The following is a 20922-nucleotide window of genomic DNA, read 5'->3' as shown; positions in this document are numbered from 1 at the left end:
GGTCGACGGGCGGTCGCTAGCTCTTGGCGGCCTTCTTCACCAGGATCACCACGGCGGCGGCGATGCCGACCACGACCAGCAGCTTGAAGGCCAGGCTCAGCAGGGCGCCGACCACGCCGAACACGAAGCCGACGATGTTCCAGGCCAGGATCAGCACGATCACCGGGACAACGATGTTGCGCACCCAGGAGGGCAGCGACTTCCAGAACTCAGCCATGTCCGTTCCTTCTCTCCCCTCGGGCCGGCTGCCGTCCGGTGCCGCATCCCGCTTGCTTTCGTACTTCGATCGTACGGTGACGCACGGGGCGGAACGAGGGCCAACGGCCCGGAGAGAACCCGGAGATCACCCCTACCCCGGCACCGGGGAAACCCTGGCCCGGAGGGCGGGCGACGGCCCGGACCCGGGGGCCCGGCAGCGCGGCCCCGGCCCGGGCGGACGGCTCAGACCGGCCAGGTCTCCCCGCGCCAGGCGGCGTCCCAGAACATCCACTCGTACCGCGAGGTGGTGGTGAAGTGCTCCACCACGCGGCGGCGTTCGGCCGGGGAGATCTCCTCGCCGATCCGGTCGGCGAGCGCCAGGACGCGGCGCACCACGGACTGGAAGGCCTCGTCGCCGTAGGTGGCGATCCACTTGGCGTACAGCGGGTCGGGGGAGCCCTTGGCGAGCAGTTCGTCCCCGACCCGGGCGTAGATCCAGTAGCAGGGCAGCACCGCGCCGACCGCCTCCGCGAAGGAGCCGCCGTAGACCGTGGCCAGCAGGTAGCTGGTGTACGCGCGGGTGGTGGGCAGCACCGGCTCGGCCGCGGCCTCCTCGGCACTGCCGCCGAAGGCCGTCATGAACTCGGCGTGCATGCCCTGCTCGGCCGCCAGCGCGCCGACCGCGTCGTCGGCGAAGGCCCGCACGTCCTCCTCGCCGGGCGCCTTGGCGGCGCACACGGCGAGCGCGCGGGCGTAGTCGCGCAGGTAGTGCGAGTCCTGGACGACGAAGTGGCGGAAGGCCTCGCGCGGCAGGGTGCCGTCGGTGAGGCCGCCGATGAAGGGGTGGTCGAGGATCTCGGCGTAGATCGGCTCGATCGCCGCCCAGAGTTCTTCCGTCAGGCTCAGGCTCATACCCCGACCCTAGCCAACCCGCCCGCACGCCACGGACCCGTCCACGGGCCGGGCCGTCCGCCGGGCCCACGGGCCCGTCAGTCCTCCGGCGGGGAGAACACCACCAGCACCCGCAGCTCCTCGGTGATGTGGTGGAACCGGTGCGGCACCCCGGCCGGGACGTAGACCACGGTGCCGCGGGCCACCGTCGTGGTCTCGTCGCCGACGGTCAGCTCGGCGCGGCCGCTGACCACCTGGTAGATCTCGTCCTGGGCGTGCGCGGTCTGCGGGTCGGTGTCGCCGGGGGAGAGCGCGTAGAGGCCGGCGGACATCCGCGGCTCGCGCAGGAAGCGCAGATAGGCACCGTCGTTGGCGGCGCGCTCGGCGTCGAGTTCGTCCAGCCGGAACAGCTTCATCGGGGGCCTCCTCCTCGTCCGGGGCCCTCGTCCCGACTCCCCGGTCCCGGGCATTCAACACCACCGCCTGCACCGACGGCCCCACCGGCACCGCGGCCCCCGCCGGTCCACCGAACAACATGCGGAACAAGAGCTTCCCCGCCCCGGTCAACCCTGCCACGCTGGCTCCATGAAGGGTTTCGTCATCAAGACACTTATCAACGCGGCGGCCATCTGGGTGGCCGCCTGGATCGTCGCCGGCATCACGCTGACCGGCGACGACTGGCAGCACAAGAGCCTGACGGTGATCGCCGTGGCGCTGCTCTTCGGGGTGGTGAACTGGCTGATCAAGCCGGTGGTGAAGCTGTTCTCGATCCCACTGTTCATCCTCACCCTGGGCCTGATCACCTTCGTGATCAACGCCCTGATGCTCTGGCTGACCTCCTGGGCGTCGGAGAAGCTGAACCTGGACTTCCACGTCGACGGCTTCTGGGCCGCGCTGTTCGGCGCGCTGATCATCAGCCTGGTGTCCTGGGGCCTCAACCTCGCTCTGGGCGACGAGGACTGAGCACCCACCGCGCGTCCGCCCGCGGCGCGGCGGCCACCGAGGACACCGTGGGAAAGGGGCCCGCGCCCGGTCTCGTCACCGGGTGCGGGCCCCTGTCGTCGGCCGGCCGCGCGACCGGAGACCTAATTCCCCCGAACCGCGCGTTTCGGGCGCGGCACGCTGCGGGAGACTCCCGCACAACGCTCCAGCCCCGGAGGTGGCCATGCGCACCCCGCCCCGCCCCGTCGTCAAACGCACCGCGCGGGCGATCCTGCTGGAACTGGACCCGGAGGACCCTCAGGGCCCGGCCTCGATCGTGCTGATCAAGCGGACCCGGCCCGGCTCGCCGCACCCGTACTGGATCACGCCGGGCGGCGGGGTCGAGCGCGGTGACCGCACCGTGGTCGAGGCCCTGCACCGCGAGGTCGACGAGGAGCTCGGCGGCAAGGTGGTGGACGTCGTCCCCGCCTTCGTCGACACCGTCAGCCACACCCACCACCACGACGGCACGCTGCTCCACCCGCACGGGATCAAGGTGCAGCACTTCTTCGTCTGCCGGCTGACCTCGATGGACCTCGCCCGCCGGCACGGGCCCGAGGTGGAGGAGCCCAACGGCGAGTACGAGGTGGTCCGGCTGCCCTTCACCCGCGAGGGCGTCACTTCGGTCAACGTCGTCCCGCCCCGCCTGCGGGCGTACCTGGCGGCCAACATCGAGGGCGTCCGCGCCCTGCTCGCACCCGACCTGGGCTGAGGCGGCACGCGGCGGGCCGGCCCTACGCCGGTCCCGCCCGACCCGGTCCCGCCCGACCCGGCCTTGACCGGGCCCCGCTCGACCGGCCCCGCTCGACCGGCCCACGCCGGTCCGGCCGCGGGCCGGTGCGCTCACCCCGCCGCGAGGTCGCCGACCAGGTCGTGCCGGATCCGCTCCGGCTCCACCCCGGCCCGCAGCAGCACGCCGACCCCGCGCCGGACCATCGCGGGCGGCCCGCTGAGGTACGCGTCCCGCCCCGCCCACGGCCCGAACCGGCCGACCACCTCGGGGAGTTCGCCCGCGAGCGCGCCGGTGCCGGAGGCCCCCGGGCCGCACAGCACCGGCCGGACGGTCAGCCAGCCGTGACGTGCGGCGAGCGCGGCCAGCGCCTCCAGTTCGTACAGCTCGGCGGCCTGCCGGGCGCCGTAGAACACCTCCACCGAGCGGCCGCCCGCACCGCGCTCGGCCACCTCCTCGACCAGCGCCCGGATCGGGGCGATGCCGGTGCCGCCGCCCAGGCAGAGCAGGTCGGCGCCGGAGGTGTGATCGAGGGTCATCCCGCCGGTCGGCGGGCCCAGCCGCAGCACGTCGCCGGGTGCGGCCCGGTGCACCAGGGCGTTGCTCACCCAGCCGGCCTGGACGGCCTTGACGTGGAAGGTGAGCAGACCGTCCGGCCGGGGCGCGGTGGCGAACGAGAAGTGCCGCCAGACCCGCGGCCACCAGGGCGTCTCCAGGCTGGTGTACTGCCCCGCCCGGTACGGGTAGGCCTGGTCCGGGCGGACGGTGAGCACCGCGACGTCCGGGGTGCGGCGCTCGTGCGCGACCACCTCGCCCTGCCACCAGGGCGGCGAGGTGCGGGCGGCCTCCTCGGCCGCCTCGATCATGATCGAGGAGACCAGGCCGTACACCCGCCGCCAGGCCAGCTCGGTCTCGCCGTCCCAGCGGCTGCCCGAGTACCGGGCGAGCGCCGCCACCAGGCACTCCCCCACCGGGCCGTAGTGGCCGGTCAGCGTGCCGTACCGGCGGTGGCCGCGGCCGAGTGCGCCCAGGTACGCGCGCAGGCCGTCCGGGTCGCCGGCGCTGCGGGCGGCCATCAGCAGGGCGCGGAACAGCCGGTCCCGCTGGACGTCCATGGCGGCCGGGAAGAGCGCCCGGACCTCGGGGTGGTGCAGGAAGATCAGCGCGTAGAAGTGCGCGGTGGCCCGGTCGGCGACCGGCTCGACCACGGCCAGGCTGGCCCGGATCAGCTCGACGTCGCGCGCGGTGGGCGGCTGTCCGGCGGCGGCGCGCAGGTCGGCGGCGTGCGCGGCGGCGAGCATGGCGGCGGGCGCGACGACCGGGGCCGGGGTCGGGACCGGGGCCGGGCGGGAGTCGCCGACCGTCTGCAGGGCCCAGGCGCGGCTCCAGCTGTCCCCCGGACCGGCCCAGTTGAGGCCGGGGGCATCGGGGAAGAGCGGTCCGGTCGCGGGGCCGGTGGTCGGCCGCGCGCCCTCCGGCCGGCTCGGCGCCGGCGCGACGGGCACCGGGGGCGCGGCCGGCGGAGCGTGCATCACCGCGGGGACGGCCGGCGGAGCCGGCGGAGCCGGGGGCGCGGGGACGGCCGGGGGTTCGCTCGGCGGGGCCGGGACGGCCGGCCGCACCTGCGCCCCGGCGGCCAGGACCGCCAGGGTCGCCGGAACGGGCAGCTCGGGCGCGGACACCGGCGGAAGGTCCGGCGGGTCCAGCGGCATCGGCGGGAGGACCACCGCCCCGTCCGGGGCACCGGCCGTCGGGGCGGCGACGCCGGCGGGCGGCATCCCCGGCACGGCCGAGACGCCCGCCGAACCGTGCCCCGTGCGGACCAGAACTGTTCTGCGGGACTTCACCGCAACGTTTCGAGTACCCAAGAGAATCGTTTCGCCTCCGGCCGGCCTGCGCCACCACCTGGCTTGTCTCTGTTGACGCCTAGGCAGCGTGGCACGCCCGAAGTACTCATCCGACAAATCGCGCGAAGCCCGGACACCCGCCCCCGGGACGCGCTACTCTCACTCGATCTGCGGTCGCCCTGTGTGGCCGGGCAGCCACGCAGGGCGATCATCCGCAGGTCACAGCTGCCGCAGCAGCATCCCGGGCTGCTCGACACAGTCGGCCACGAACCGCAGGAAGCCGCCCGCCGTGCCGCCGTCGCAGACCCGGTGGTCGAAGGTGAACGACAGCTGGGTCACCTCGCGGACCGCCAACTCGCCCTGGTGCACCCAGGGCTTGGCGACGATCCGGCCGACACCGAGCATCGCCGCCTCGGGGTGGTTGAGGATCGGCGTCGAGCCGTCCACGCCGAACACTCCGTAGTTGTTCAACGTGAATGTCCCGCCGGTGAGTTCGGCCGGCGTCAGCGCTCCGGTCCGGGCCCCTTCGGTCAACCTGCCCAGCTCGGCGCCGAGTTGCTCGGTGGAGAGCGCCTGTGCGTCCCGCACCACCGGCACCACCAGGCCGCGCTCGCCCTGCGCGGCGAACCCGAGGTGCACCGCGCCGTGCCGCCGGATGCCGGAACCGTCCTCCGTGACACTGGAGTTGAGTTCGGGGAAGCGCGCCAGCGCGACCGTGCAGATCCGCGCCAGCAGCGCCAGCACGCTCACCTTCGGCCCCGGGGTGGCGTTCAACTGCCGCCGCAGCGCCATCAGTTCGGTAGCGTCCACGTCCACCCAGCAGGTCGCCGCGGGGATCTCGTGGTGGCTGCGGGACAGCTTCTCGGCCACCGCCCGGCGCAGCCCGCGCAGCGGCACGACCTCGCCGTCCGCGACGGCCGCCGCCGGTGCCGGCGGGGCGGCCTTCGCCGCGATCGCCCGTTCGACGTCCGACCGCATGATCAGGCCGTCGGGGCCGCTCCCGGCCAGCGCCGCCAGGTCGATCCCGTGCTCGCGGGCGGACCGGCGGACCAGCGGCGAGATCACCGGCACCACCGCAGGCGCCGCCACCGCCACCGCCGACACCACCACGGCCGGCGCGGCGACCACGGGCTCCGGCGCCGGAGCCGGAACCGGAGCGGCCGGCCCGCCGACCCGCCGGCGGCGCCCGCCGCGGGACGGCTCGGCCACCCCGTAGCCGACCAGCGGCCGCTCCACCTCGGCGACGACCGGCCGCTCGCCCTCGCCGGGCGCCACCGCGACCGTCACCAGCGGAGCGCCGACCGCCACCTCCTCGCCCGGCTCGCCGAACAGCGCGGTGACCACCCCGCCGTACGGGCAGGGCACCTCGACCACGGCCTTGGCGGTCTCCACCTCGACCACCGGCTGGTCGACCGCGATCACCTCGCCGACCTCGACCATCCAGCGCACCACCTCCGCCCCGGTGAGACCCTCACCGAGGTCGGGCAGGGTGAACTCGCGCACGACGGGCATCATCCTCAGTCCTCCCACTGCAGCCGGGCGACCGCGTCCAGGATCCGGTCCACCCCGGGCAGGTGGTGGTGTTCAAGCATCGGCGGCGGGTACGGGATGTCGAAGCCGGTGACCCGCAGCACCGGGGCGGCCAGGTGGTGGAAGCAGCGCTCGGTGACCCGGGCCGCGATCTCCGCGCCGGTGCCGCCGAAGCCGCTCGCCTCGTGCACCACCACGGCCCGGCCGACCGAGCGCACCACCCGGGCGACCGTCTCGTCGTCGAACGGCACCAGCGTGCGCAGGTCCAGCACCGCGAGGTCCCAGCCCTCGGCCTTCGCCGCCTCGGCCGCCTCCAGGCAGACCGGCAGCGAGGGCCCGTAGGTGATCAGGACCGCCGACGTGCCGGTGCGGCGCAGCGCCGCCCGCCCGATCGGCTCGACCGGCGCGGCCGGGTCGAAGTCCGACTTGCCCCAGTAGAGCCGCTTCGGCTCCAGGAAGACCACCGGGTCGTCCGAGGCGATCGAGGCGCGCAGCAGCCCGTAGGCGTCGGCCACCGTGGCCGGGGTGACCACGTGCAGGCCGGGGGTCGAGGTGTAGTACGCCTCGGAGGCGTCGCTGTGGTGCTCGACGCCGCCGATGCCGCCGCCGTACGGGATCCGGACGGTGATCGGCAGCGGGAGGCGGCCGGCGGTCCGGTTGCGCATCTTGGCGACGTGCGAGAAGAGCTGCTCCAGCGCCGGGTAGGCGAAGGCGTCGAACTGCATCTCCACGACCGGGCGCAGCCCGTACATCGCCATGCCGATCGCGGTGCCGAGGATGCCCGCCTCGGCCAGCGGGGTGTCCAGGCAGCGGTCCGCGCCGAACTCGGCGGTCAGCCCGTCGGTGATCCGGAAGACGCCGCCGAGCGCGCCGACGTCCTCGCCGAGCACGTGCACGGCCGGGTCCTCGCGCATGGCGTCCCGCAGGGCGGAGTTGAGCGCCTGGGCCATGGTGGCGGTGCGCGCGGGGGCGGCGGAGACAGCGGTGTTGCTCATCGGTCCTGCACCTCGGCCTCGGCGGCCAGCTCGGCGGACAACTGGGCGGCCTGCTCGCGCAGTTGGGGGGTTGGTTCGGCGTAGACATGGGCGAAGAGCGCCATCGGGTCCAGCTCGGCGTCGGCGTGGAACTCGGCCCGCATCCGGGCCGCCAGCGCCTCGGCCTCGTCGGCCGCCTCCTGCACCAGGGTGTCGTCCAGCACGCCGAGTTCGCGCAGGTGGCGCTCCATCAGCAGGATCGGGTCGTGCTCCCGCCAGGCGGCCACCTCGGCCTCGTCCCGGTAGCGGGTGGCGTCGTCGGCGTTGGTGTGCGCCTCGATCCGGTAGGTGAGGGCCTCGACCAGGGTCGGGCCGCCGCCGGTACGGGCCCGCTCGACCGCCTCGGCGAGCACGCTGTGCACGGCGGGCGCGTCGTTGCCGTCCACCAGCCGGCCCTGGATGCCGTAGCCCACGGCCTTGTGCGCCAGGCTGGGCGCGGCCGACTGCGCGGTGAGCGGGACGGAGATCGCGTACCCGTTGTTCTGGACCAGGAAGACCACCGGGGCGTTGAGCACCGCGGCGAAGTTCAGCGCCTCGTGGAAGTCGCCCTCGCTGGTGCCGCCGTCGCCGAGCAGCGCCAGCGCGACCACCGGCTCACCGCTCAGCCGCGCGGCGTGCGCCAGCCCGACGGCGTGCGGGGCCTGGGTGGCCAGCGGGGTGCAGAGCGGGGCGGTGCGGGTGGCGCGCGGGTCGTAGCCGGTGTGGGCGTTGCCGCGCAGCAGGGTCAGCGCCTCCAGCGGGTCGACCCCGCGGGAGACCACCGCGAGGGTGTCGCGGTAGCTGGGGAAGAGCCAGTCGCGCTCGCCGATCGCCAGCGCGGCGGCGACCTGGCAGGCCTCCTGGCCGGTGGAGGCCGGGTAGACGGCCAGGCGGCCCTGCTTGGTGAGGGTGGTGGCCTGCTGGTTGTAGCGGCGGCCGACCACCAGGCGGCGGTACAGCTCGCGCAGCAGCACGGGGTCGCACTTCTCCAGTGCGGGGGTGCCGAGCAGTCGGACCGGCGAGGCGTCCGGGAGCAGCGGCGCCGGGTCGGTGCGCGGGGCGGTGGCCCCGGGCAGCCATCCGGGCACCGCGGTGTGGTGTCTGTGGTCGAGAACGGTCATCTCGGGGCACCTCCTGGGGTGGCGGGGGCTCCCTACCGATTGTTCGGTCGTCTGTTCATCTTGACCAGAAGCGTGACAAGGTGCTGGACAATCGGCCCGCACGGCGGTCGACTGGTGTCAGTGCGTCCAATCAGTGGGGGTGGGGGGTCATGTCGGCTGAACAGACGTCCAGACTCGACCGGGTCGACCGGGCGATCCTGCGGCTGCTGCAGCAGGACGGTCGCGCCTCGATCCGCTCGGTGGCCGAGCGGGTGCACGTGTCCCGGGCGAATGCGTACGCCCGGATCTCCAGGATGGTCGAGGACGGCGTCATCCGCGGCTTCACGGCCCGCGTCGACCACGAAAAGGCAGGTCAGGGCGCATCCGCGTACGTCACCCTGAAGATCGTGCAGAACTCCTGGCGCTCGGTGCGCGAGCAGCTCCTGGAGCTCCCCGGGGTCGCGCACATCGCCCTGGTCGGCGGTGACTTCGACGTCCTGCTGCTGGTGCACACCGCCGACAACCACGCCCTGCGGGAGCTGGTGCTCAACCGCATCCAGTCCATCCCGCAGGTCCTCGGTACCCGGACCATGCTGGTCTTCGAGGAGACCGACCAGGTCCCGCCGGACACGTTCTGAAGGCGCCGGGGCTGCGGGAGCTGCGGGAGCGCGTCTACCGCGCCCGGAGGCCGTCGAAGGCCAGGTGGACGACCGCGTCCGCGACGCCGTCCGCGGCCTTGAGGCCCGGCCGGTACCACTCCACGATCGAGTTGATCATGCCGAAGAGCAGCCGGGTGGCCAGTCGCGGCTCGACGTCCGCCCGCAGCGCGCCGTCCGCGACGGCCGCCCGCAGCAGCTCGGCGACCTGGTGGTCGAAGTCCCGCCGCCGCTCCAGCGCCCACAGCTCGGTGGCCGTGTTCCCGCGCACCCGCAGCAGCAGCGTGACGTACGGCAGCTCCGCCAGCAGCACCTCTGCGGTCCGCCGGACGACGTGCTCCAGCCGGTCCACCGCCGCGCCCTCGACCGCGTCCGGCTCGGCGAGGATCGCGAAGAGCCCGTCCAGCGCCCGCCCGACGGCGAGCCGGAGCAGCTCCTCCTTGCCACGCACGTGGTGGTAGATCGACGACTTCGAGATGCCGGCGGCCCGGGACAGGTCCTCCATCGAGGTGCCGTCGTAGCCGCGCTCGTTGAAGACGTCGACGGTCACCGCGAGCAGCGACTCCACGGTGTAGGCGGTGCGCGTGGTGTGATCGGCCATCCTCCGAGTATCCCCGGCGCCGCTCGACGCGATGCGATCGGGTCCATTGGTCCGCACCAGCACCACCAGCGACCGCCTAGACTCTCCGGACGATCGTCCACGGCCAGCAGGGTGGGGTCCAGAGCATGAGCGCAATACCGGCAGTCGCCTCCGACGCGCCCGAGCGGCGCAGCGAAGAGCCGGGCACCGCACCCGGGGCCGGCTGGCGAGGCCGTGCCCGCGCGCTGGTACTGCGGTTCGGGCCGGCCGTCTGGTGCTACGCCGTGCTCAAGCTGATCGGCTTCACCGTCTTCATGAAGCTGCTCTCCTTCTCCGGCGACTACCTGAAGAAGCACCCCCGCTTCGGCGGCGGCGCCAACCCCTGGGACGTGCTCGCCAGCTGGGACGGCTGGTGGTACCAGCAGGTCGCCGAGTTCGGCTACCACCCGGCGCTGGTGCCCGTCGCCAACGGCGTGCCCGGTTTCACCGTCGAGCAGAACTCGGCCGCGTTCTTCCCGCTCTTCCCGGGCCTGATGCGGCTGGTCTCGGACACCACCGGGCTCGGCCTGTACGGGGCCGGGATGCTGGTCTCGGTGGTGGCCTCGCTGTTCGCCGCCGCCGGGATCTACGCCGTGGTGGACCGGCTGGCCGGCCCCCGGGCGGGCGTGATCGCGGCCGGTCTCTGGGCGATCGCCCCGGGTTCCGGCGCCGAGTGGGCGCTCTACTCCGACTCGCTGTTCGTCGCGCTGGCCTCCTGGGCCTGCTACTGCGTGATGACCAAGCAGTGGGTCGCCGCCGGCGTGATCACCCTGGTCGCCGGGCTCAACCGGCCCACCTCGGCGGCGCTGATCGGCGCGGTCGGCCTGGCCGCGCTGGTCGAGCTGTACCGGCGCGAGAGCGGCGTCGTCCGCCCGCTGACCGCGATGCTGCTGGCCCCGGTCGGCCTGCTCGGCTACGTCGGCTGGGTCGGCTGGCGGGCCGGCGAGTGGGGCGCCTACTTCACCCTCCAGCGCGACGCCTGGCTGCACTACTTCGACTACGGCCAGGGCACCTTCTACGCCGTCCGCGGCGTGCTGCTCGGCCGCAGCGACTACCCCTTCGCCTACCCGGTCGCGGACCTGCTGGCCACCCTGATCGTCTTCACGCTGCCGGCGCTGATCGTGCTGCTGATCCGGCTGCGCCCGCCGCTGGTGCTGACCGCCTACACCCTGGCCACCATCGTCTCGGTGCTCGGCAGCCTGGGCATCTTCGGCAACACCTCGCGCTACCTGCTCCCGGCGTTCCCGCTGCTGATCGCGCTGGCGGTGGCCATGCGCAAGCTCAGCTGGCCGGTGCTGGCCGCGGTGCTCGGCACCGGTGCGATCGCCTCCGGCTGGTACGGCGGGTACGTGATCTTCGAGCTCGGCATCCCGTAAACGGCCCGGCCCTGCCGGGCAGCGGGCAGCGGCGGCAGGCCAGGCCCTGATGCCTCCAGGGGGCGCGTCCACCACGGACGCGCCCCCTCCGGCATTTCCGGCCGCTCCCCGACACCGCTTCCGCACACCCTCTTGAGCCGACCGATCGTTCGGTTACTCTGTGACGTGTCCCGTCCTCCCCTCTGAGGAGCGCACGCTATGTCCGCAGCGGTCACCCACCCCCTCGTCACCGAGCTGGTCGAGCGCCACCAGGCCACCCTGGACGCCGCGCTCGCCGCCGCTTCCTCGCGCGACTACTGGTCGCCGTACCCCGAGTTCCCGAAGGCCTACGGCGAGACCGGCGCCGCGGACGGCAAGGCCGCCTTCGACGCCCTGCTGAACAACCCCTTCGCCCTCGACGGCCACCCCGCCGACGGCGACCTGGTCGGCGGCGAGGCCTCCCCGTACGGCATCGAGCTCGGCATCGGCTACCCGCACGCCGGGCCGGACGCGCTGATCGCCGCGCTGCGCGCCGCCCAGCCCGGCTGGGCCGCGGCCACCCCGCTCGACCGCGCCGCGGTCTGCCTGGAGATCCTGGCCCGGATCAACGCCCGCTCGCACGAGTTCGCGCACGCGGTGATGCACACCACCGGCCAGGCCTACGGCATGGCCTTCCAGGCCGGCGGCCCGCACGCCCAGGACCGCGGTCTGGAGGCCGTCGCCTACGCGTACGCCGAGCAGGTCCGGCTGCCCCGGCAGGCCGGCTGGACCAAGCCCCAGGGCAAGCGCGACCCGCTGGTGATGACCAAGGAGTTCACCGTCGTCCCGCGCGGCCTCGCGCTGCTGGTCGGCTGCAACACCTTCCCGACCTGGAACGGCTACCCCGGCCTGTTCGCCTCGCTGGCCACCGGCAACCCCGTGCTGGTCAAGCCGCACCCGCGGGCCGTGCTGCCGCTGGCGCTCACCGTCCGGATCGCCCGCGAGGTGCTCGCCGAGGCCGGCTTCGACCCCAACCTGGTCTGCCTGGCCGCCGAGCACGAGGGCGGCACCGCCGCCAAGACGCTGGCCGTCCGCCCCGAGATCAAGCTGATCGACTACACCGGCTCGACCGCCTTCGGCGACTGGCTGGAGGAGAACGCCCGGCAGGCCGAGGTCTACACCGAGAAGGCCGGCGTCAACACCGTGGTCGTCGACTCCACCGACGACTACCGGGGCATGCTGAACAACCTGGCCTTCTCGGTCTCGCTCTACAGCGGCCAGATGTGCACCACCCCGCAGAACCTGCTGATCCCGCGCACCGGCATCGCCACCGACCAGGGCGAGAAGTCCTACGACGACGTGGTGACCGACCTCGCCGCCGCCGTCGAGGGCCTGCTCTCCGACGACGCCCGCGCCGCCGCCATCCTGGGCGCCGTGGTCAACCCCGGCGTGCTGCAGCGCTCGGTCGCCGCGGCCGACGGCGAGTACGGCGAACTCGCGCTCGCCCCGCGGGTGGTGCAGTCGCCGGAGTTCCCGGCCGCGACCGTCCGCACCCCCGCGCTGGTCAAGCTGGACGCCGACAAGCCGGACGACCGGGCGGTGTTCCGCAGCGAGTGCTTCGGCCCGGTCTCCTTCGCCGTCGCGGTCGAGTCCACCGCCGCCGCCGTCGAGTTGATGCGCGACACGGTCCGCACCCAGGGCGCGATGACCGCCTCCGGCTACACCACGTCGACCGAGGTCGAGGCCGACCTGGTCGGGGCCGCGCTGGACGCCGGCGTCTCGCTGTCGCTCAACCTCACCGGCGCGGTCTACGCCAACCAGACCGCCGCCTTCTCCGACCTGCACGGCACCGGCGCCAACCCGGCCGCCAACTCCGCCTACTGCGACGGCGCGTTCGTCGCCAACCGGTTCCGCACGGTGGAGATCCGCCGCCACAGCTGAGCCGCCGCACCCGGGCCCCGGCGCACCTGCGCCGGGGCCCGGTGCATGCCGCGGGGAGGGCCCGGGGCGCGCCGCCGGAGAGCCGGAGCACGCCGCCGGGGGCCCGGAGATTCACAGCCCCGCCCGGGGCAGCGATGATGGAGAGCGGAAGGGCGCCGAGCAGGGCGTCCAACCTCCGTCCGAGCACCGGGAGCTGACACATGACCGCGAAGCAGACCGTCACCGACGTCCTGATCGTCGGCGCCGGACCGACCGGACTGCTGCTGGCCGGCGACCTGGCCGCCGCCGGGGTCCGGGTCACCGTCCTGGAGAAGCGCGGCGCCGAGTCCAACCTCACCCGGGCCTTCGCCGTGCACGCCCGCACCCTGGAGCTGCTGGACGCCCGCGGCCTCGCCGACGACCTGATCGCCACCGGCCGCCCGCTCTCCTCGCTGCGGCTCTTCGACCGGCTGCACATCGACCTCTCCACCCTGCCGACCCGCTTCCCGTTCGTCCTGATCACCCCGCAGTCGAACACCGAGCGGCTGCTCCAGGAGCGCGCGCTGAAGGCCGGCGCGACGATCCTGCGCGGCGCCGAGGTGACCGGGCTTCGCCAGGACGCCGAGGGCGTCACGCTGGAGACCGTCGAGGACGGCACCACCGCCGTCCACCGGGCCCGCTACGCGGTGGGCACCGACGGCGTCCGCTCCACCGTCCGGGACCTGCTCGGCATCCCGTTCCCCGGCGAGTCCGTGGTCAACTCGGTGGTGCTGGCCGACGTCCGGCTGGAGCGGACGCCCAGCGAGGTGATCACCGTCGGAGCCACCGAGGACGGCTTCGCCTTCATCGCCCCCTTCGGCGACGGCTGGTACCGGGTGATCGCCTGGGACCGGACCGAGCACTACGCGGACGGCGAGCCGCCCACGGTCGAGCGGATCGCCGAGCTCGTCCGCACCACCATCGGCGAGGACTACGGCCTGCACGACGCCCGCTGGACCTCCACCTTCCACAGCGACGAGCGCCAGGTGCCCAACTACCGCTCCGGCCGGGTCTTCCTGGCCGGCGACGCCGCCCACTGCCACTCCCCGGCCGGCGGCCAGGGCATGAACACCGGCCTCCAGGACGCCGCGAACCTCTCCTGGAAGCTCGTCGCCGCCGTCCGGGGCCACGCCACCGACGCCCTGCTCGACACCTACCAGACCGAGCGGCACCCGGTCGGCAGGGCGGTGCTGCGCAGCTCCGGCGCGCTGATCCGGCTCGCCCTCGCCCACTCGGCCCCCACCCGGGCGCTGCGCGGCGCGCTCACCACGCTGGCCGACCACGTCGGCGCCGTGCCCGCGCGCGGCGCCCGGATCGTCTCCGGCATCGGCATCCGCTACGCCGCCCCCAAGGACGCCCACCCGCTGGTCGGCCGGCGCGTCCCGGACCTTCGGCTGACCAGCCTGGAGCAGCCCGGCGAGGACGCGGCCGCCGGGCCCGAGCGGCTCCACGAGGCGCTGCGCGCCGGCAAGTTCGTGCTGGTCAGCAATGACGAGCTGACCGCCGCCGAGCCGTGGGCGGACCGCGTGGTCACCACCGCCCCGGCCGACCCGCACGGCAAACTGCGCGACACCGTCCTGCTGGTCCGCCCGGACGGCTACACCGCCTGGGCCGCCGTCGACCCGGGCCGCGGCGAACTCCGGGCCGCCCTCGGGCAGTGGCTCGGCGCCCCCGCCGAGGACTGACCGGACCGGCTCCCGCGGGCGGGGCCGGCGCGGGGCCGGCCCGCGCCGGCCCCGCCCGCGGAATCGCCTGCCGTCAGCCCCGCACCTTCTCGTAGTGCCGTGCGGCCTTCGCCCGATTTCCGCACACCGCCATCGAGCACCATCTCCGCCGGCCGTTCTGCGACGTGTCGAAGAAGTGCAGAATGCACGCCTCGTGCGCGCACCTCCTGATCCGGTGCGGCCCCTGCTCCAGCAGGCCGAGAAAGTCCTCCACCGCCAGCCAGGCCGCCAGCCACGGCGGCCCGTCCACCTCGACGTGCGACACCGGCCCCACCGGCCCGAGCTCCCGCCGCAGCCGCCCGTGCGCCAGCACCCCGTTGAGCCCGGCCAGCGCCGCCGCCCCGATCGTGCCGTCCCGGTCCAGGTCCCCGACCGCCGCCGCCAGCGCCTCGCGCGCCTCGTGCAGGGCGGCCAGCCCGGCCTCGTCGGCGCGGCAGCGCCCGGCCAGCCCGGCGGAGGAGAGCCAGACCGCGTGCCCGTCCGGCTGCGCCAGCAGGTCGTTCACCGGGGTCCCCGACCAGCGGGTGTTCAGCAGGTCCAGGGAGAGCGGCTCGCCGATCAGCGGGCGCGGGTCCTGCGGGTCCGCCGTCCGGTCCGTCATCGGTCCTCCCTCGCGCTCGCCCGTCACCCGATTCTACGTCCGCCCTTCCCGCCCCCGAACGCCCCCGAACGTCCCTGAATGCCCCTGAATTCCCCGGGACGAATGGCCCGGACGAATGGCCGGGACGAATCGGCACAACCGGCCGCAGCGATTCGGACCGGCCGCCGCAGCCGATCGACCGGGCCCGCCGCCGCGAATTCCGGCTTTCACTGTATGGAGCACCCTCCATTCCGTTCTCCACAGTTGACTGTTCTTTAGCAACGAATTGCTTGACCATGAGCCAATTCCCGCACCGCCTCTGACATGTTCTAGCCAGCGCCTCGCCCCAGAGGCGCCCTGGCCCCTGCCGGCCCCCACATGCCGGCCAGAGGAGGATTCCGTGCGCCCCCGCTCCCTCGCCCTCGCCGCGGCCTTCGCCGTGCTGCCGCTGTCCGCCGTCTCGCTCGGCGTGACCACCGCGCAGGCCGCCCCCACCCCCAACGCCGCCGCGCCCCGCGTCTCGCTGCCCGAGACGGTGACCCCCGCCGTGGCCCGCTCCGAGAAGAAGGGCGACGTCCCGGCCGACCAGCAGCTCTCGGTCGCGGTCAGCCTGAAGCTCCGTGACACCGCCGGGCTGGACCGCTTCCTGGCCGCCGTCGCCACCCCGGGCACCCCGGAGTACGGCCACTACCTGACGCCGCAGCAGTTCACCGAGCGGTTCGGCCCGACCCGGGCCGCCGTCGACCAGGTCAAGGCGTACCTCGCCGCCCAGGGCCTGACCGTCTCGGGCGTCAGCGACAACCGCCAGGTGGTCGACGCCCGCGGCACCGCCGAGCAGATCGCCAAGGCCTTCGGCACCCACGAGAGCGCCTACCTGGACCCGCAGCAGCAGCGCACCTTCTTCGCCAACGACGCCGCCGCCTCGGTGCCGGCCGACCTGGCCGCCGTGGTGCAGGGCATATCCGGCCTCAACAACCACACCGTCCGGACCACCCGGAACGTCAAGCCCTCGGCCCCCGCCGCGCCCAACGCGGCGGCCGCCGCCCCGAGCGGCTTCGGCCCGACGCAGTACGACGGCGCCTACAACCTGGACAAGAACGGTGCCGACGGCACCGGCGTCACCGTCGCCCTCTGGGAGTTCGACGGCTACAGCGCGAACAACCTGAAGACCTACGACAGCCAGTACGGCCTGACCGGCCCGGCCGTCACCACGGTTTCGGTGGACGGCGCGAACTACGACTCGGCGCCCGGCGAGGGCCAGGGCGAGGTCGAGCTGGACAGCGAGATCGTGCGCGGCGTCGCCCCCAAGGCGACCCAGCTGGTCTACGAGGCGCCCAACAGCGACCAGGGCGAGATCGACATGGCCGCCAAGATCGTCGCCGACAACCGCGCCTCGGTCATCTCGATCTCCTGGGGCTCCTGCGAGCCGGACACCACCGCCTCCTCGATGACCGCGGTCGACAACTCCTTCAAGCAGGCCGCCGCCCAGGGCATCTCGATCTTCTCCGCCTCCGGCGACGACGGCTCGCGCGACTGCACCCGCTCCACCAGCGGCTCCACCGTCAAGGCGGTCGACTTCCCGGCGTCCAGCCCGCACCAGACCGGTGTCGGCGGCACCAACCTCAAGGTCTCCGGCACCGCATACTCCTCGGAGAGCGCCTGGAGCACGGCCGGCGGCGGCGTCTCGACCGTCTTCGGCAAGCCCGGTTGGCAGACCGGCACCGGCATCTCCGGCACCATGCGCACCGTGCCCGACGTCTCCTCCAACGCCGACCCGGCCAGCGGCTTCGCCATCTACACGGTCGGCGGCTGGCAGGTGTACGGCGGCACCAGCGCCGCCGCGCCGCTCTGGTCCGGCTACGCGGCCCAGTTCAACCAGAAGGCCAAGGCCGCGTCGAAGCCGGTGCTCGGCGAGGCGAGCCCGAAGCTGTACGCGGTGGCCAACAGCACCGCCTACGGCTCCGCGTTCCACGACGTGACCACCGGCAAGAACCAGGACTTCACCACCAAGGCCGGCTACGACCAGGTCACCGGCTGGGGCAGCCCGATCGCCGACGCCCTGACCACCGCGCTGCTCGGCGGCACCACCCCGCCGCCCTCCGGCGGCTGCACCGCGGCCCAGCTGGTCGGCAACGGTGGCTTCGAGACCGGCACCGCGGCGCCGTGGACGGCCAGCAGCGGCGTGGTCGACAACAGCACCGGCGAGGCGGCCCGCTCCGGCTCCTGGAAGGCCTGGCTGGACGGCTACGGCAGCGCCCACACCGACACCCTGGCGCAGACCGTCACCGTCCCGGCCGGCTGCAAGGCCACGCTCTCGTTCTGGGTGCACATCGACACCGCCGAGTCGGGCAGCACCGCCTACGACAAGCTGACCGTCCAGGCCGGGTCGACCACGCTGGCCACCCTGTCCAACGCCAACGCGGCGACCGGCTTCGTCCAGAAGTCCTTCGACCTCTCGGCCTTCGCCGGCCAGACCGTGACGATCAAGTTCACCGGCACCGAGGACTCCTCGCTCAAGACCAGCTTCGTGATCGACGACGCCGCGGTCGACGTCTCCTGACCCCTCCCGATCACGCCCGCGTGATCACCCCGCCGGTCCGACGACCGGCCCCCGTCACCGGGGCGGTCCGCACCAGGACCGCCCCGGTGGTGTGTTTCCGCTCTGTTTCAAGATCGATAACCTTGAGGTTCAACACTCGTGACCACTGTCATACGCACGACTGATGACGTAGCCTCTCGACCGTGCATAGGGTTCCCCACAGCTCGGTGAAGCCGCTGACGGCGCCCCCCGGCGCCGGCGGCCCGGCCACGCCGAACCCGCATGGTGGGGAAGGTAACCGCATGGGCTCACAGCACCCCCAGGACGCTCGGCTGCGGCTGGTCGGCCCGCACCCCGTCACGCCCGCGCCCGCCCCGGCGCCCGCACCCGCGCCGGCCGCGCCGGCCACACCCGCCGCCGCCGCCGGCCGCCCCGCCCCCAACGGGGGCTTCGCCGAGACGCTGCACCTGGCGATCGAGGCCAGCGGCCTCAGCCTGGACCGGATCCGCGCCGCCCTGGCGCAACGCGGGGTCAGGGTCAGCGTCACGACGCTCAGTTACTGGCGCCGCGGGCGCAGCCAGCCCGAGCGGGCCAGCTCGCTGCGCGCCGTCCACCTGCTGGAGGAGCTGCTCGGGCTGCCGCACTCCACGCTCTCCGCGCTGCTCGGCCCGCCCCGCCCGCGCGGCCGCTGGGCCGCCGCCGCCAACACCTGCACCCTGCGGCTGGAGGACGTCTGGCCGGGCGAGCAGGAGATCGCGGACGTCTTCGCCGAGCTGGACGCACCGCCGGCCGGCGAGCTGGAGCGGCTCTCCATCCACGACTCGTACTACGTCGGCGCCGACCGGCGCGGCAATCTCCTGCGGATGCGCCAGGTGGTCCGGGCCACCGTCAGCGGGGTCACCCGCTGCCTGGTCGTGCACAAGGCCGACGAGGAGGCCACCGGCTGCCCGGAGATCACCGGGGTCCGGCACGGCCGGCTCGGCCGGGTCCGCCGGCGCCCGGAGGCCGGCCTGATCGTCGGCGAGCTGATGCTGGACCGCCCGCTGGGCCTCGGTGACAGCACGGTCTTCGAGTACGAGGTGGAGATCCCGTCCGGCGGCGCCGAGACCATGGAGTACAGCCGCCGGTTCGCCATCCCGGTGCGCGAGTACGTGCTCCAGGTGCACTTCGACCCGGCGGCCGTCCCGGTCCACTGCGAGCGCTACGACCGCGACCCCGGCGAGGACGTCGACCGCCGCCGCGAGCAGCTCTGGATCGGCGCCTCCGCCAGCGCCCACGTGCTCGCTCCGGACCAGCAGCCGGGCCACATCGGCATCCGCTGGGAGTGGGAGTAGTCCCACCGCCCGCCCCGGGCGTGCCCTCCGGGGCTGCACCCGCCCCATTCTTGTCATGCTACGGACATCCACCTCGGCAATCTAACCCCTATACCGATGAGTAGTGGTTGACGCCTCATCATCTAACCCGTACCGTCATTGGCAACGGTTAGGTATCGGCGTCCCCGGGATGCCCCGGCCACGGGAGTGATCAGGCATGTCCAGCACCACCCTCAGCAGCACCCTGCAGACCGGCCACATCGGCCTGAACGTCACCGACCTGGACCGCTCGGTCGCGTTCTACCGGCGCGCCCTCGGCCTGGAGCCGATGCGCGAGGGCACCGAGCCCGACCGCCGCTTCGCCTTCCTCGGCCGCGAAGGCCGGCTGGTGATCACCCTCTGGCAGCAGAGCGAGGGCACCTTCGCCACCGGCGCGCCCGGCCTGCACCACCTCTCCTTCCAGGTCGACTCGCTGGAGGAGGTCCGCGCCGCCGAGCAGGTGCTGCGCGAGCTGGGCGCCGAGTTCGCCCACGACGGCGTCGTCCCGCACGGCGAGGGCACGGCCTCCGGCGGGATCTTCTTCACCGACCCGGACGGCATCCGGCTGGAGATCTACACCCCGAAGGGCGTGGACGAGACCGGGGCCGAGGCGCCCACCAAGTCCGCCCCGACCTGCGGATTCTTCTAGGCCGGACAGGGCCCGGCCACCGGCCCCTTCCGGCCATCGGGCCGGGCCCGTACCCCACACCCCCTCGCAGACCCAGGAGGCACCGCCATGACCGGCAGCACGCCCTACCACCCGGGCGAGCGGGCGGTACAGGCCCGGGCCGGCCGCACCGACCGGGCCGACCACTCCGGCCGCGCCATCGGCTCGACCATCCCGGCCGTGGCCGCCCGCTTCCTCACCGAGCGGCAGGTGCTGGTGGTCGGCGCCGCCGACGCCGACGGCCGGCTCTGGGCCACCCAGCTCACCGGCGAGCCCGGCTTCCTCCGGGCGCCGGACGAGCGGACCCTCACGGTGGCGGCCGGGCCCGCCGCCGACGACCCGCTGGCCGCCGTCCTGGCCGGACCGGCCGAGGTCGGGACGATCGCGCTGGATCCGGCCAGCCGGCGCCGGATGCGGCTCAACGGCCGCTCCGCACCGGACGGCCGGGGCGGCCTGGTGATCGCCGCCGACCAGGTCTACGCCAACTGCCCCAAGTACATCCAGCGCCGCAGCCCGGCGGGCCGACCGGCCGCCGGCACCCCGCGCGCCGTCGCTGCCGGTCCGGCGCTCTCCACCGCCCAGCAGCTGGCGGTGGCGACCGCCGACACCTTCTTCGTCGCCACCGCCGGTCCGGACGGCCGGGTGGACGCCTCGCACCGCGGTGGCAACCCCGGCTTCCTCCAGGTCCTCGGGCCGGACCGGCTGCGCTGGCCGGAGTACGCCGGCAACAGCATGTTCATGACCCTGGGAAACCTGGAGCTCGATCCGCGCGCCGGGCTGCTGCTGCCCGACTGGGAGACCGGCGGGGCGCTGCTGGTCACCGGCGAGGCCCGGACCGACTGGTCCGGGCCCGCGCGGGACGGCCTGCCGGGCGCCGAGCGAGTGGTCGACCTCACCGTCACCGCCGTCCTGGAGCTCGCCGACGCCACCCCGCTGACCTGGACCGAGCCCGAGTACTCCCCGGCCAATCCGCCGGCCGCCGCCTGACCCGGCGTCTCACCTGCGCCGGCCAGGGCGCCTCGCCCCGCCGGCTGACCTGCCGCCAGGTACGCACCGGCGCAACGCCTCGCGCACCACGCCCGGCCGCCGAACGGTCGTCACCCTCCCGGCTCAATCCGCCGCGCCGGACACCCGTCCGCTGCGGGACCTTGGAGGCCGACACCACGCGGCCACCGGCCTGGAAGGTCGGCCCTGGCGAGCTG

At 74.0% G+C, this 20922-nt stretch carries 19 protein-coding genes; 10 read left to right on the top strand and 9 right to left on the bottom strand.

All coding sequences use genetic code 11. The features are described from left to right. Positions 1–16 precede the first annotated feature (16 nt). The 3 genes from ACIPSC_RS04575 to ACIPSC_RS04565 form a co-directional block, all read right to left on the bottom strand. Complete coding sequence (locus ACIPSC_RS04575) at positions 17–217, bottom strand: DUF5326 family protein (RefSeq protein ID WP_400822909.1); 201 nt, start codon at positions 215–217, stop codon at positions 17–19. A 224-nt stretch (positions 218–441) separates the two neighbouring features. Next, entirely contained in the window at positions 442–1110 is a 669-nt protein-coding gene (gene tenA, locus ACIPSC_RS04570) for a thiaminase II (RefSeq protein ID WP_400822908.1), read from the bottom strand. 77 nt (positions 1111–1187) lie between these two features. After that, the gene (locus tag ACIPSC_RS04565; protein ID WP_400822906.1) at positions 1188–1505 is read right to left on the bottom strand and encodes a cupin domain-containing protein; all 318 of its coding nucleotides are present in this window, start codon (positions 1503–1505) and stop codon (positions 1188–1190) included. A 169-nt stretch (positions 1506–1674) separates the two neighbouring features. Here ACIPSC_RS04565 and ACIPSC_RS04560 point away from each other — a divergent pair, with 169 nt between their 5' ends. Both ACIPSC_RS04560 and ACIPSC_RS04555 read left to right on the top strand, forming a co-directional pair. Beyond that, on the top strand, positions 1675–2052 hold the full coding sequence (locus ACIPSC_RS04560; RefSeq protein WP_313764775.1) for a phage holin family protein: 378 nt from the start codon (positions 1675–1677) through the stop codon (positions 2050–2052). 202 nt (positions 2053–2254) lie between these two features. Next, on the top strand, positions 2255–2782 hold the full coding sequence (locus ACIPSC_RS04555) for an NUDIX domain-containing protein (protein WP_395295112.1): 528 nt from the start codon (positions 2255–2257) through the stop codon (positions 2780–2782). Positions 2783–2913: 131 nt separating this feature from the next. Here ACIPSC_RS04555 and ACIPSC_RS04550 read toward each other — a convergent pair whose 3' ends face one another. The 4 genes from ACIPSC_RS04550 to pdhA all read right to left on the bottom strand — a co-directional run bounded on the left by ACIPSC_RS04550 (position 2914) and on the right by pdhA (position 8311). Then, on the bottom strand, positions 2914–4647 hold the full coding sequence (locus ACIPSC_RS04550; protein WP_400822904.1) for a globin domain-containing protein: 1734 nt from the start codon (positions 4645–4647) through the stop codon (positions 2914–2916). Between the two features lie 219 nt (positions 4648–4866). Further along, positions 4867–6159 (bottom strand): dihydrolipoamide acetyltransferase family protein, encoded by a 1293-nt coding sequence (locus tag ACIPSC_RS04545; RefSeq protein WP_400823344.1) that lies wholly within the window; start codon positions 6157–6159, stop codon positions 4867–4869. 5 nt (positions 6160–6164) lie between these two features. After that, a complete protein-coding gene (locus ACIPSC_RS04540) occupies positions 6165–7172 on the bottom strand; it encodes an alpha-ketoacid dehydrogenase subunit beta (protein ID WP_400822903.1) in 1008 nt (335 codons plus the stop codon). Next, on the bottom strand, positions 7169–8311 hold the full coding sequence (gene pdhA, locus ACIPSC_RS04535) for a pyruvate dehydrogenase (acetyl-transferring) E1 component subunit alpha (RefSeq protein WP_395295115.1): 1143 nt from the start codon (positions 8309–8311) through the stop codon (positions 7169–7171). Before pdhA ends, ACIPSC_RS04540 begins: the two co-directional genes overlap by 4 nt. Positions 8312–8460: 149 nt before the next feature. On the opposite strand from pdhA, the gene ACIPSC_RS04530 reads away from it, so the two are divergent. Then, a complete protein-coding gene (locus ACIPSC_RS04530; protein WP_238860550.1) occupies positions 8461–8928 on the top strand; it encodes an Lrp/AsnC family transcriptional regulator in 468 nt (155 codons plus the stop codon). A gap of 34 nt (positions 8929–8962) precedes the next feature. On the opposite strand, the gene ACIPSC_RS04525 is transcribed toward ACIPSC_RS04530, so the two are convergent. Beyond that, positions 8963–9547, bottom strand: coding sequence for a TetR/AcrR family transcriptional regulator (locus ACIPSC_RS04525; protein ID WP_400822901.1), 585 nt, complete (start codon positions 9545–9547; stop codon positions 8963–8965). Between the two features lie 125 nt (positions 9548–9672). On the opposite strand from ACIPSC_RS04525, the gene ACIPSC_RS04520 reads away from it, so the two are divergent. The 3 genes from ACIPSC_RS04520 to ACIPSC_RS04510 all read left to right on the top strand — a co-directional run bounded on the left by ACIPSC_RS04520 (position 9673) and on the right by ACIPSC_RS04510 (position 14543). Next, a complete protein-coding gene (locus tag ACIPSC_RS04520) occupies positions 9673–10941 on the top strand; it encodes a hypothetical protein (RefSeq protein ID WP_400822899.1) in 1269 nt (422 codons plus the stop codon). Positions 10942–11139: 198 nt separating this feature from the next. Continuing rightward, complete coding sequence (gene paaN / locus ACIPSC_RS04515; RefSeq protein ID WP_400822897.1) at positions 11140–12840, top strand: phenylacetic acid degradation protein PaaN; 1701 nt, start codon at positions 11140–11142, stop codon at positions 12838–12840. Positions 12841–13040: 200 nt separating this feature from the next. Further along, the gene (locus ACIPSC_RS04510) at positions 13041–14543 is read left to right on the top strand and encodes an FAD-dependent monooxygenase (RefSeq protein ID WP_400822896.1); all 1503 of its coding nucleotides are present in this window, start codon (positions 13041–13043) and stop codon (positions 14541–14543) included. Between the two features lie 73 nt (positions 14544–14616). On the opposite strand, the gene ACIPSC_RS04505 is transcribed toward ACIPSC_RS04510, so the two are convergent. Continuing rightward, positions 14617–15183, bottom strand: a complete 567-nt coding sequence (locus tag ACIPSC_RS04505) for a CGNR zinc finger domain-containing protein (RefSeq protein ID WP_400822894.1) — start codon at positions 15181–15183, stop codon at positions 14617–14619. A 379-nt stretch (positions 15184–15562) separates the two neighbouring features. On the opposite strand from ACIPSC_RS04505, the gene ACIPSC_RS04500 reads away from it, so the two are divergent. From ACIPSC_RS04500 to ACIPSC_RS04485, 4 genes are all read left to right on the top strand, one after another. Next, positions 15563–17722 (top strand): protease pro-enzyme activation domain-containing protein, encoded by a 2160-nt coding sequence (locus ACIPSC_RS04500; RefSeq protein WP_400822892.1) that lies wholly within the window; start codon positions 15563–15565, stop codon positions 17720–17722. Positions 17723–18003: 281 nt separating this feature from the next. Beyond that, positions 18004–19035 carry an XRE family transcriptional regulator gene (locus ACIPSC_RS04495; protein WP_400822890.1) on the top strand — a complete coding sequence of 344 codons (1032 nt, stop codon included), beginning with the start codon at positions 18004–18006 and terminating at the stop codon, positions 19033–19035. 196 nt (positions 19036–19231) lie between these two features. Further along, the gene (locus ACIPSC_RS04490; RefSeq protein WP_400822889.1) at positions 19232–19702 is read left to right on the top strand and encodes a VOC family protein; all 471 of its coding nucleotides are present in this window, start codon (positions 19232–19234) and stop codon (positions 19700–19702) included. 87 nt (positions 19703–19789) lie between these two features. Further along, positions 19790–20707, top strand: coding sequence for a pyridoxamine 5'-phosphate oxidase family protein (locus ACIPSC_RS04485; RefSeq protein WP_400822888.1), 918 nt, complete (start codon positions 19790–19792; stop codon positions 20705–20707). Positions 20708–20922: the final 215 nt, after the last annotated feature.

The organism is Kitasatospora sp. NPDC090091, from assembly GCF_044747365.1.
GTDB lineage: Bacteria > Actinomycetota > Actinomycetes > Streptomycetales > Streptomycetaceae > Kitasatospora.
The sequence above is the reverse complement of the archived record's forward strand: the minus strand, read 5'-3'. Positions and strand labels throughout refer to the sequence as shown.